Annotated in this window: 6 protein-coding genes; 5 read left to right on the forward strand and 1 reads right to left on the reverse strand. The window is 71.3% G+C overall.

Features of this window, described 5'->3' with window-relative positions:
• Positions 1-70 precede the first annotated feature (70 nt).
• Positions 71-2,512: an ATP-binding protein gene (locus tag AWW66_RS22535; RefSeq protein WP_067369992.1), complete on the forward strand. Its 2,442-nt coding sequence runs from the start codon at positions 71-73 to the stop codon at positions 2,510-2,512.
• A 47-nt stretch (positions 2,513-2,559) separates the two neighbouring features.
• Here AWW66_RS22535 and AWW66_RS22540 read toward each other — a convergent pair whose 3' ends face one another.
• On the reverse strand, positions 2,560-3,399 hold the full coding sequence (locus AWW66_RS22540) for a trypsin-like serine peptidase (RefSeq protein ID WP_067369995.1): 840 nt from the start codon (positions 3,397-3,399) through the stop codon (positions 2,560-2,562).
• Positions 3,400-3,761: 362 nt separating this feature from the next.
• On the opposite strand from AWW66_RS22540, the gene AWW66_RS22545 reads away from it, so the two are divergent.
• The 4 genes from AWW66_RS22545 (at position 3,762) to AWW66_RS22560 (ending at position 11,781) form a co-directional block, all read left to right on the forward strand.
• Positions 3,762-6,713: a 3-keto-alpha-glucoside-1,2-lyase-like domain-containing protein gene (locus AWW66_RS22545; protein WP_211272062.1), complete on the forward strand. Its 2,952-nt coding sequence runs from the start codon at positions 3,762-3,764 to the stop codon at positions 6,711-6,713.
• A 118-nt stretch (positions 6,714-6,831) separates the two neighbouring features.
• A complete protein-coding gene (locus tag AWW66_RS22550; RefSeq protein WP_067370002.1) occupies positions 6,832-7,911 on the forward strand; it encodes a putative sugar O-methyltransferase in 1,080 nt (359 codons plus the stop codon).
• A gap of 538 nt (positions 7,912-8,449) precedes the next feature.
• Positions 8,450-9,880, forward strand: coding sequence for a glycoside hydrolase family 43 protein (locus AWW66_RS22555; RefSeq protein WP_083978764.1), 1,431 nt, complete (start codon positions 8,450-8,452; stop codon positions 9,878-9,880).
• Positions 9,881-9,963: 83 nt separating this feature from the next.
• Entirely contained in the window at positions 9,964-11,781 is a 1,818-nt protein-coding gene (locus AWW66_RS22560; RefSeq protein WP_083978766.1) for a family 43 glycosylhydrolase, read from the forward strand.
• Positions 11,782-11,798 lie beyond the last annotated feature (17 nt).

Genomic DNA, 11,798 nt, shown 5'->3' on the forward strand with positions numbered 1-11,798 from the left:
CCGTCGGCCGGAGGGCTGACAATCCTCGGTGACCCGGTGGAGTCGTCCGGAGTGAAGAAGGTGTGGCGGGATGAGCGAACCCGGCGGGGAGGTTCAGGCGGCCCTGGCCGCGTTCGCCGGTGAGCTCAAGCGGCTGCGGCAGCTCTGCGGGGCGCCGTCGCTGAACACGTTGGTGGCCGTGTCGACGTCGCTGCGGGTGCCGCTGGCCCGCTCCACGCTCAGCGACAAGCTCAACGCCAAGTCACTGCCCGAGTGGCCCTTCGTCGCCGCCTTCGTCCAGGCCTGCCTGGCCCACGCCGAGCGGGCCGGCATCCGGGTGCCGGCGGAGTTGGCGGAGCTGAGCTGGTGGGACGCGGCGCACTGGCGGCTGCTGCGGATCGCCGACGCCGGCCACAGCGAGGATCGGCTGCGGGTCGCCGCCCACACCCAACTCGCCCGGCGCGCCGGGGGTGGCGAGGCGTCGGGGCACCGGGTGGCCCCGTCCGACCAGGTGACACCTCGGCACCTGCCGGCGGCCGTACCCGGTTTCGTGGGGCGCGGGGCGGCGCTCGCCGGGTTGGCCGCGGTGCTGGCGCACCGGCACGCCTCGCCGGGCTCGGTGCCGGTCGCGGTGATCAGCGGGACGGCCGGGGTGGGCAAGACGGCCCTGGCGGTGCACTGGGCGCACCGGGTGGCCGACCGGTTTCCGGACGGGCAGCTCTACGTCAACCTGCGGGGGTTCGACGCGGGTGGGCCGGTGCCGGAGCCGGCGGAGGTGCTCCGGGAGTTCCTGGAGGCGCTCGGGGTGTCGGCGTCGCGGATCCCGGCCGGGCTGGCGGGCCGGTCCGGGCTGTTCCGCAGCCTGCTGGCCGACCGGCAGGTGCTCGTGGTGCTGGACAATGCCGGCACCGCCGAGCAGGTCCGGCCGCTGCTGCCCAACTCGCCGGGGTGCCTGGTGGTGGTGACCAGCCGCAGTCACCTGCCGGGGCTGGTCACCATCGAGGCCGCGCAGCCGTTCGTGCTGGAGCCGTTGTCGGGGGTGGAGGCGTACGACCTGCTCTGCGGCCGGCTGGGGCCGGACCGGGTGGCGGGCGAGCGGGACGCGGCGGGCCGGATCGTCGCCGCGGCGGCGGGACTGCCGTTGGCGTTGGCCATCGTGGCGGGGCGGGCCGCCGCCCGGCCGGGTCTGAGTCTCGGCCGGCTCGCCGACGAGTTGGCCGAGCCGGGTCGGCTCGACGGGTTCGCCGGCGGTGACGCGAGCGTGGACCTGCGGGCGGTCTTCTCGTGGTCGTACCGGGGCCTCGACCGGGCGTCGGCGCGGGCGTTCCGCCTGCTGGGGCTGCATCCCGGGCCGGAGGTGTCGGTCCCGGCGCTGGCCAGTCTCGCCGGGGTGCCCGTCGCGGGGGCGGAGCGGACCCTCACGGCGCTGGTCGGCGCGAACCTGGTCGCCGAGCAGCGGCCGGGCAGGTTCGTCCTGCACGACCTGCTGCGCGCGTACGCGGCCGAGCAGGTGGCCGGGCGCGATCCGGACCAGGTACGCCGGGCGGCGCTCGGTCGGCTGCTGGACCACTACCTGCACACCGCGTACGCGGCGGCGGCGCTGCTGTACGACCAGCGGGACCCGCTCGACCTGGCCGCGGTGCGCGCGGGGGCGGTCGTCACCGGGCTGGCCGATCGGGCCGAGGCGTGGCGGTGGCTCGTGCGGGAGCACCGCGTGCTGCTGGCGCTCGTCGCGCTCGCGGCGCGGGCCGGGTTCGACACGCATGCCTGGCAGCTCGCCTGGACCGTCAACACGTACCTGGACCGGATCGGGGCGTGGCAGGAGCAGTTGGTCGTGCAGGAGGCGGCGTTGGCCGCTGCGGCGCGGGTGGGTGACCGGGACGGCCAGGCCCGCGCCCACCGTAACCGGGCCGTGGCGTGTCTGCGGCGGGAGGACCACGAGCAGACCTCGTTCCATCTGCACCAGTCGCTCGGGCTCTACGCCGAGCTCGACGATGCCGTCGGGGCCGCCCGGGTGCATCTCAACCTCGGCATCCTGGCCGAGCGGCAGGGACGGCTGCGGGAGGCGCTCGACCAGGCCCGGCGGGCGTTGGAGCTGTTCACGGTCGCGGGGAACACCAACGGGCGGGCGAACGCGTTGAACAACATCGGCTGGTACCACAGCCAGTTGGGGGACTTCCCGCAGGCGATCGAGCACTGCCAGCAGGCGCTGGCGCTGCAACAGCAGGTCGGTAACCGGTACTGGCAGGCGCACACCTGGGACAGTCTCGGCTACGTGCACTTCCGGCTGGGTCGGCAGGCGGAGGCGATCCGGTGCTACGAGAACGCGCTCGCCCTGTGGCGGGAGGCGGCGGAGCGCTACTACGAGGCGACGACCCTGACCCATCTGGGCGACAGCCACTCGGCCGCCGGCGCGCCGGAGCCCGCCCGGGTCGCCTGGCGTCGGGCGGGGGAGATCCTGGACCAGCTCGGTCACGCCGACGCCGAGCAGGTCCGGGTGCGGTTGCGGTCGGTGCCGGTGCGGTCGGGCTGACCGGGGCGGACGTCGGCGGACCGCCCCGGTCGTGGTGGGCCGAGAGGTCACCGCCACTGCATGAGGTTGGTGACGGACTGTGCGGTGAACCGGGTGGCGACGCTGTTGGTCAGGCCCGGTCCGGTGCCGCCGGGGCCGCTGACCAGGATGCCCAGCGCAGTGTGGGCCGTGAACGGCGGCGGCGGGCAGGGGCACGGGATCACCAGCTGCGGTGGGGTCGGGCACCAGTCGTCCGGGTCCGGGGTGTAGAAGACGGGGCTGCCGTCCTGCCCGCTGCTGAAGGCGTGCGGGGCGTAGAGGAGGCCGGCGGTCTCGGCGCGGATGACGGCGTTGCTCGTCCACTGCCCGGGTCGGTCGGCGGGGTATCCGTGGGTGGTGGTGCAGGAGCCGGTCACCGGGCGGGTGGTGTAACCGGGGTTGTACCAGCCGGTGGTGGTGCCGACCCCGCAGTTGAGCCGCACGGCACCGTAGTTCTGCGTCGGGTCGCCCCCGCCGGGGGCGTTGGCGGAGCCGGTCCAGCCCTGGGGGGCGAAGAGCTGGGTCGCGGCGCAGGCGCCGAAGGGAGCGGTGGTGCCGGTGTATCCCGGGTAGGCGACGAGGTTCGTCCGCCAGGTGCCGGACGATCCGCCGCTGTGGACGCAGTGGCCGGCGGTGGCCACGGTACGGGCGCTGATCATGAAGCCGGTGCACCGGCCGCCGGGGAAGGTCAGCAGGACGGTGGCGCTGGCGGGGTACGTCGTGGTGTCGGTGACCGGTACCCGGTTGTCGGCGCTGGTGGTGGCGACGCGGTCCCGGCTCGGCGCGGCGGTCGCCGGGCCCGCCGGAGGCGCTGCGGTGCCGAGCGCCAGGGCGGCCAGCGCGACGACCGCCCATCTCTGTCGTGACATGGGTTCTCCTTGGGCCGGGGTGTGCCCGCTGTGGGTACGCCTGCGGTGACCAGGTTGCGGGAGAGCCCGGGTGTCCGGCCGATTCCCGGACGGCGGTCCCGGTCGGACGCCGGCCGGTCCCGGGCCCGGGTTTTCCTCGACAGAACCCGACTTCTGTCCAAAGAGGCAAAAGTTTTGGTTGCCTCGTGGAAAGAACTAGATATTCCGATGAATGTGGCTGATGATGCTCCCAGTCGCGATCGAGATTCACCTCTGCCGCCCCGCGTCCCCCGGGACGGCAGGGTCGACGCGTGTCTGGAGCATCGTCGAAAGGGAGAACGGGAATGCCCCTAGGTTCCCCACGCGCCCGCCACCTCGGCACCATGTTGGGTGCCGCACTGGTCATCGGGCTTGCTGCCGTCGTGCCGTCGCCGGACCCGGCCCGGGCCGCGAACCTGCCGCCCCAGGAGCCGGGGGTGACCCTGCGCACCTACGACGTCCGCGTACCGCTCAGCGAGATCTGCACCCTCAAGCCCGGGCAGACGCCCAACGTCGACAAGTTGATGCCGGTCATCGACTGGACGAGCGCCGCCGACTTCGGCCTGGCGGACAACTTCGTCACCCACGTGCACGCCAACCTGCACATCCCGGTCGCCGGCACCTACACGTTCCGCCTCACCAGCGACGACGGCTCGCGGATGCACCTCGACGGCGCCGTGGTGATCGACCACGACGGGTTGCACGGGGCGACGTCCAAAGACGGCACGGTCACCCTGACCGAGGGCCCGCACACCCTGTGGATCGAGCACTTCGAGGCGGGCAGCGGCCAGCAGCTCACCCTCTCGTGGCAGCCGCCGGGCGCAAGTGGGTTCGTCGTCGTCCCGACCTCGGCGCTGAGCACGGACGCCGGGGTGGTCCGGGTCACCGCCCCCGGCTTCAAGGCCTGCCAGGGGATCGACGACTCACCCGGCGACGGCCTGCCGCTGGACTCGGTGCACCCCGACTACACCCTGACCGACCTGCGGCCCGCCGGGTTCACCCCGCAGGTCTCCGGAATGGCGTGGACCGCCGACGGCCGGCTCGTCATCAGCACCTGGGGCGGCACCGACCAGCGCACCGGCGAGGTCTACATCGTCGACGAGGTGACCGGTGCCACCGGCCCGGAGCGGGTCACCTACCGTCGGGTGGCCAGCGGGTTGACCGAACCGATGGGCGTCGCGGTCGTCGACGGCACCATCTACGTGTCACAGAAGCACGAGCTGACCGAGCTGCGGGACACCGACGGCGACGAGGTCGCCGACGAGTACCGCACGGTCGCCACCTGGCCGTACGGGGGCAACTTCCACGAGTTCGCGTTCGGCCTGCTGTACAAGGGCGGGAACTTCTACCTGAACCTGTCCGTGGCCATCGACCGGGGCGGCGCGACCACCAACCCGCAGCCGGTCGGCGACCGGGGCACGAGCGTCGTGGTGAACCGGCGGACCGGGAAGGTCAGCTACGTCGCCGGCGGCCTGCGGACCCCGAACGGCATCGGCTGGGGCCCGGAGAACGGGCTGTTCGTTACCGACAACCAGGGCGGGTACGTGCCCGCCTCGAAGCTGGTCCACATCGAGCAGGACCGCTTCTACAACCACTACACCAGCCCGGCCGGTCGCTTCGACGCCAACCCGGTGACCCGGCCGGTGCTCTGGCTGCCGCAGAACGAGATCGCGAACTCGCCGAGCACCCCCGTGCTGCTCAAGAAGGGCCCCTACCGGGGTCAGCTGCTGATCGGGGACGTCACCTACGGTGGCCTGCAGCGGGCGTACCTGGAGAAGGTCCACGGGCAGTACCAGGGCGCGGTGTTCCGCCACACCCAGGGCCTGGAGGCCGGCGTCAACCGGGTCACCCTCGGCCCGGACGGCGACATCTACGTCGGTGGGCTCGGCGCGGACGGCAACTGGGGCCAGGCCGGCAAGCTCCGCCACGGCCTGCAGAAGCTGACCCCGAACGGGACCCGGACCTTCGACATGAAGTCGATGAGCGCCACCCCGACCGGCTTCACGATCGAGTACACCCGGCCGCTCTCCACCGACACCATCCAGAACATCTCCCAGCGGTACCGCGTCGAGCAGTGGCGCTACGCCCCGACGCCGACGTACGGCGGGCCGAAGGTCGACCAGGAGACGCTCCGCGTCGAGTCGGTCAAGGTGTCCAACGACCGCAGGACGGTCACCCTCACCGTCGACGGCCTCCAGCGTGACCGGGTGGTCTACCTGCGCTCGCCGCGTTCGTTCACCGCCAACAACGGCGAGGAACTCTGGAGCACCGAGGCGTGGTACACCCTCAACAACATCCCCGGCGCGCAGCCGGACCGGGTGTTCTACGAGTTCGAGGAGGGCCACCGCCGGGGCGGCGCGGCGATCGACACCGAGCACGCGGGCTTCTCCGGGGTCGGCTTCGTCGACGGGTACGGCGCGCTCAACGCCTCGACGACGATCCACACCGAGGTGAGCCGCGCCGGTGAGTACGAGGTCGGGCTGCGCTACAGCAACGGCCCGAACCCGTTCGTGGGCGACAAGACCATCAGCATCCACGTCAACGGCCGGAAGGTGCGCCAGACCGTCCTGCCCAGCACGGTCACCTGGAAGGAGTGGGCGACCAAGACCGAGCGCCTGACCCTGCGCAAGGGGGCCAACACCATCGAGTACCGGGTGGACGCCACCGACACCGGGCACGTCAACCTGGACCTGATCACGGTCCGTCGCCCCGGTGAGCGGATCGTCCTGTTCGACGGCGGTGACCTGTCGGAGTGGCAGCACACCAACGGCCGCTCCGCGTCCTGGCCCCGCGTCGAGGGCGACGCGATGCGGGTGAGCGGCGGTGACCTGCGGACCCGCCAGGCCTTCGGTGACTTCACGCTGCACGTGGAGTTCAAGGTGCCGGTGCTCCCGCCGGAGGTCACCGGGCAGGCCCGCGGCAACAGCGGCGTCTACCTGCAGGAGCGGTACGAGATCCAGGTCCTGGACTCGTACGGCGACCCGACGTTGGACACCAACGAGGCCGGTGCCATCTACCTGCAGAAGGCGCCGGACGTCAACGCGGCGACCCCGCCGGGGACCTGGCAGACCTACGACATCGAGTACCGGGCCGCCCGCTACGACGGCACCGGGGCGAAGGTCGAGAACGCCCGGGTGAGCGTGGTCTGGAACGGGGTGCTCGTCCACGACGACGTGGCGATCACCGGCCCGACCGGCGGCAACATCCCCGAGGGTCCGGCGACCGGGTCGATCCGCCTGCAGGACCACCAGAACCCGGTGGAGTACCGCAACATCTGGATCGAGCCACGGAGCTGACGGGAGCCTGAGCACGACCCTGCGGACGTGCGGTGGGTGCCGGCCGGACCCCGGTCGGGACCCACCGCACGGCGCACGTATATAGACGTCAGTCATTCACTGCTGTCAGGATGACGGCATGAAGCACGCTGTGCACCGGCAGCCTCTCCTGCTCTCGTCCGCGCGCCACCTGCTCCGTTCGCTCGGGCTGACGGCGGTCCGTACCTCGTCCTCGGTCACGAGCTACCGCCTGCGCAGGTGGGCGGGTACCCACAACGCCGCCCAGCCGGTGCCGGTGGAGATGGCGCGGGTGCTCGTCGACCACAACGAGGAGCTGACCGACCTGCGTCGGCGCTACCAGGCGGTCGCGTCACCGCTGCGGCCCGGCAGGTTCTGGCGGCACAACACCCGGCAGCGTGACTTCAACCTGCGCTACTTCCGGGGTGACAACGCCTATGTCTGGCAGTTGCGGCAGCTCGGCGAGAACCCGAAGCTGAAGACGTATCTCTACGCGCGCTACGTCGCCGCGATGGACGAGCGCGGACTGCTGGGGCGGTTGGCCGAGGACGGCGCCTTCGGCTGTTGGACGTTCAGCTACCGGTCGCTGCCGCTGGTGAGCCGTGACCTGCTCGACTCCGTCAACGAGATCTACTTCCTCGACCGGCACTGGGGCCTGCTGTCGCGCCAGGGGTACACGGTGCTCGACGTGGGGGCCGGCTACGGCCGGCTGGCCCACCGGATGGTGGAGGCGTGCCCCGGGCTGCACCGGTACCTCTGCGTCGACGCGATCGCGGAGTCGACCTTCCTGAGCCGGCAGTACCTGCGGTTTCGCGGCGTCGACGACAGGGCGGTCGTCCTGGACCTCGACGAGTGGGAGGAGAAGGCGGCGGCGGCCCGACCCGACCTCGCCGTCAACGTCCACTCCTTCTCGGAGATGCCGATGAGCGCGATCACCGCCTGGATCGGGATGCTCGCCCGTCTGGAGGTGCCCGCGTTGCTGATCGTGCCGAACGAGGGGGCGGAGCTGCTCAGCCACGAGGACGACTACGCCCGCCTCGACTTCTCCCCGGTGCTGGCCGAGCACGGGTACACCCTGGCGGCGAGTGAGCCGATCATCAGGGACGACGACGTCCGGGAGTTGACGGGCCTGCGCGACCACTTCCTGTTGTTCGTTCGCTCGGGTGCCGACGGCCGCGGGACGGGGCTGTCGCCGACCTGACCGGCTGAGGCGGGTCGCGGGGGCCGGGCCGGCCCGGTAGGCCGGGGCCGGCGTGCGGCTCGCCGGCGGGCTGCCCCCGGCGTGCCGCAGCCGGCAGGCCGGGGAGTGTCGTCGGGTCTGCCGCGCGACGGGGTTCCTCCCGCGTGCCCGGCGGTCGGCGGGTGGCGCGATCGAGGGGGCGCGGTGCCGCTCGGGTATCCGTGTTGCCAAATCTTGACGGACGCCAATGTTAACGTTCACACTTGAGTGGTGCGGGGCGGGGGTCACTGTCATCGGCGCATGACAGGGCGCGCTCGTGCGAGGTCGGCCGAAGGTGAGAGCGTTCACAAAGACTGGTCTGGTCGGGCCGCACGGGTTCGCACACCGGAGGGCGCGCCACGGTGACCGGCGCCCGGCCGGGCGCGGGGATCGACCGCTGTGCGCCTCGGCTCGTCGCGCGCTCGGCGCCGCGCCGGTGTCCGCTCCTCGCCCGACGCCGCTGCCGACGGAGTGGCCGTGGCCGTGCCCACGGCGGGATGGTCCGGAAGGAGAGTGGAACATGTCCCACCACGGTGTCGTCCGAGGGTGGTCGAGAAGACGACCGAGGTCGCTGCGCGCCACGGTGCTGGCGGTGGTGACCGTGCTGCTCACGTCGGTGGCGGCGGTCGTCGCGCCGGCGCCCGCGATGGCCGCCGACTCCGCCTACGTGATGGCCTACTTCAAGGAGTCGCTGAGCGGGGCGGGCAACGTCAACAGTGTGCACCTGGCGGTGAGCTCCGACGCGTTGGAGTGGACACCGCTCAACAACAACCAGCCGATCCTCACGCCGACGGTGGGCACCCGGGGCATCCGTGACCCGTTCCTGTTCCGGCTCAACGACGGCACCTGGGTGCTGGCGGCCACCGACATCCCGGTGGGCGGCAACTTCTGGGCGCCGAACCCGAACATCCACATCTGGACCTCGCGGGACCTGGTGAACTGGTCGTCGGACCGGCTGTTGAACGTCAACTGGCCGAACCCGAACTCGTTCACCTGGGCACCGTCGATCTACTGGGACGCCGGCCGCAACCAGTACGGGATCACCTTCTCGACCGTGCCGACCGGCCGCGACCACTCGGTCATCATGGTGGTCTACACGTCGAACTTCGTGAACGTCACCTCCCCGGTGGTCCTCTTCGACGGCGGACCCGCCGGGGTCATCGACTCGCACCTGGTGACCAACGTCGACGGCACGAACTACCTGTACTACAAGAACAACTCCCCCTCGACGTTGCAGGGCGCCCGGTCGAACTCGCTGAACCCGGGCAGCTTCACCCGCTACACCAACGGCACCGGCGGCGGCTGCATCGAGGCGCCCACCCTGGTCAAGTCGCTGACCTCGGCGACGTGGTGGCTGTGGGGTGACACGTTCTGCCCCAACAGCGTCTTCCTGGCCTGGCAGGGTGACATTGTGACCGGCACCTGGAGCCCGGTCGACCAGCGCACCTACACGCCACCGCTGAACGCCAAGCACAACTCGATCCACCCGATCAGCGCCACCGACCGCACCAACCTGCTCAACCGGTACGGCGGTACCACCGCCTGGAACCGGCTGAAGTCCTGGAACCTGCCCGGCTCGTACGTGCGGCACGCCAACGGGGTCGGTCGCATCGACGCGATGCCGTTCGACCCCTACCAGGACTCGCAGTGGCGACTCGTGCCCGGCCTCGCCGACCCGGCCGGTGTGTCGTTCGAGTCGGTCAACCAGCCGGGCCGGTACCTGCGGCACGCCAACTACAGCGTGGTGCTCGCGGCGAACGACAACACCGCCGGCTTCCGCGCCGACGCCACCTTCCACCGGGTCGCCGGCCTGGCCAACTCGGGCTGGTCGTCGTTCCGGTCGCACAACTTCCCCACCCGGTACCTGCGACACCAGGGCAACCAGCTCTACATCCACGAGATCGGTGACGCCACCGGCCGGGCGGACGCCACCTTCCGGGTCGGCTACTGACGCCACCGAGGCAGCCGACCCGACCGGCGGCTCCGCTGGCCGACCAGGCGCCCCCCACCCCCTACCACCACGAGGAGAGGTCCATGACGGTCGCCCGCCCCTCGACGGCCACGTCCAGGATCACGCGGTACCTGGCGTGGCTCGTGAGCCTGATCCTGATCTCGACCCTGCTCCCGGGCACCCCCGCCCGCGCCGACAACCCGATCGTGCAGCACATCTACACCGCCGATCCGGCGCCGATGGTGCACGACGGCCGCGTCTACCTCTACACCGGACGCGACGAGGACGGCTCGACCTACTTCACCATGCGCGAGTGGCGGGTCTTCTCGTCGGCCGACATGGTGAACTGGACCGACCACGGCGTTCCGATGAGCCTGTCCACCTTCGCCTGGGCGGAGGCCGACGCCTGGGCCGGCCACGTCATCCCCCGCAACGGGAAGTTCTACTGGTACGTCCCGGTCCGCCAGCGTGGCGGTGGCATGGTGATCGGGGTCGGGGTCGCCGACAGCCCCACCGGGCCGTTCCGCGACGCCATCGGCCGGCCCCTGGTGGGCAACGGGGAGATCGACCCGCACGCTTTCATCGACGACGACGGGCAGGCGTACCTGTACTGGGGCAACCCGAACCTGTGGTACGTGCGCCTGAACCCGGACATGATCTCGTTCTCCGGCGGCCCCACCCAGATCCCGCTGACCACGGCCGGGTTCGGCACCCGCACCGGCAATCCCAGCCGCCCCACCCTCTACGAGGAGGGGCCCTGGGTCTACAAGCGCAACGGCACCTACTACAACGTCTTCGCCGCCGAGTGCTGCTCCGAGTTCATCGGCTACTCCACCGCCCCCGGACCCACCGGGCCCTGGACCTACCGGGGGACCGTGATGCCCCGTCAGGGGGCCAGCTTCACCAACCACCCCGGCATCGTCGACTACCAGGGCGGATCGTACTTCTTCTATCACAACGGCGCCCTACCCGGCGGCAGCGGCTACACCCGTTCGGTCGCCGTCGAGAAGTTCACCTACAACAGCAACGGCACCATCCCCCAGATGAACATGACCACGCAGGGGGCACCCCAGATCGGCACCCTCAACCCGTACACCCGCCAGGAGGCCGAGACCATCGCCTGGGGGCAGGGGATCGAGACCGAACCCGCCAGCGAGGGCGGCATGGCCGTCGCGTACATCGGCAACGGCGACTACATCAAGGTCAAGGGGGTCGCCTTCGGGACCGGGGCCAGTTCCTTCACCGCCCGTACCGCCTCCGCCGCCTCCGGCGGCGCCATCGAGGTACGCCTGGACAGCGCCACCGGCCCTCTGGTCGGCACCTGCCAGGTCGGGGGTACCGGCGGCTGGCAGAACTGGACCACCACCTCCTGCGGGATCTCCGGGGCCACCGGCACCCGGGACCTCTACCTGCGCTTCACCGGGGGCAGCGGGAACCTGTTCAACGTGAACTGGTGGCAGTTCAGCGCCGGCACCAACCCGGGGCCCACCTCCTACCGGGTCACCAACCGCAACAGCGGGCAGGTCATCGACGTCCAGTCGCCCAACACCCAGGACCTGGCCGTCATCGGGCAGTGGAACGCCAACGGCAACCCCTGGCAGCAGTGGCGGTTCAACGACGCCGGCAACGGCACCGTCACCCTCCAGAGCGTGCACAGCGGCAAGTGCGCCGACATCCTCAACTTCTCCACCGCCGACGGGGCCCAGGTGGTGCAGTACACCTGCCACGGCGGCACCAACCAGGTCTTCACCTGGCGGTCGGCGGGCAACGGGTACTACAACCTGGTCAACCTGAACAGCAACAAGTGCCTGAACGTGGTGGGCGGCTCGACCGCCCTCGGCGCCGCCCTGGAGCAGCGGACCTGCGGCTCCGCGACCAGCATGCAGTGGTCGCGGGCCTGAACCCCGCGTACCGACCG

The organism is Micromonospora rosaria, from assembly GCF_001567585.1.
Taxonomy (GTDB): Bacteria; Actinomycetota; Actinomycetes; order Mycobacteriales; family Micromonosporaceae; genus Micromonospora; species Micromonospora rosaria.

Coding starts and splice junctions, on each gene's coding strand:
- AWW66_RS22535 (WP_067369992.1), top strand. CDS start 71: ATGAGCGAACCCGGCGGGGAGGTTCAGGCGGCCCTGGCCGCGTTCGCC.
- AWW66_RS22555 (WP_083978764.1), top strand. CDS start 8,450: ATGTCCCACCACGGTGTCGTCCGAGGGTGGTCGAGAAGACGACCGAGG.
- AWW66_RS22560 (WP_083978766.1), top strand. CDS start 9,964: ATGACGGTCGCCCGCCCCTCGACGGCCACGTCCAGGATCACGCGGTAC.
- AWW66_RS22545 (WP_211272062.1), top strand. CDS start 3,762: ATGTTGGGTGCCGCACTGGTCATCGGGCTTGCTGCCGTCGTGCCGTCG.
- AWW66_RS22550 (WP_067370002.1), top strand. CDS start 6,832: ATGAAGCACGCTGTGCACCGGCAGCCTCTCCTGCTCTCGTCCGCGCGC.
- AWW66_RS22540 (WP_067369995.1), bottom strand. CDS start 3,399: ATGTCACGACAGAGATGGGCGGTCGTCGCGCTGGCCGCCCTGGCGCTC.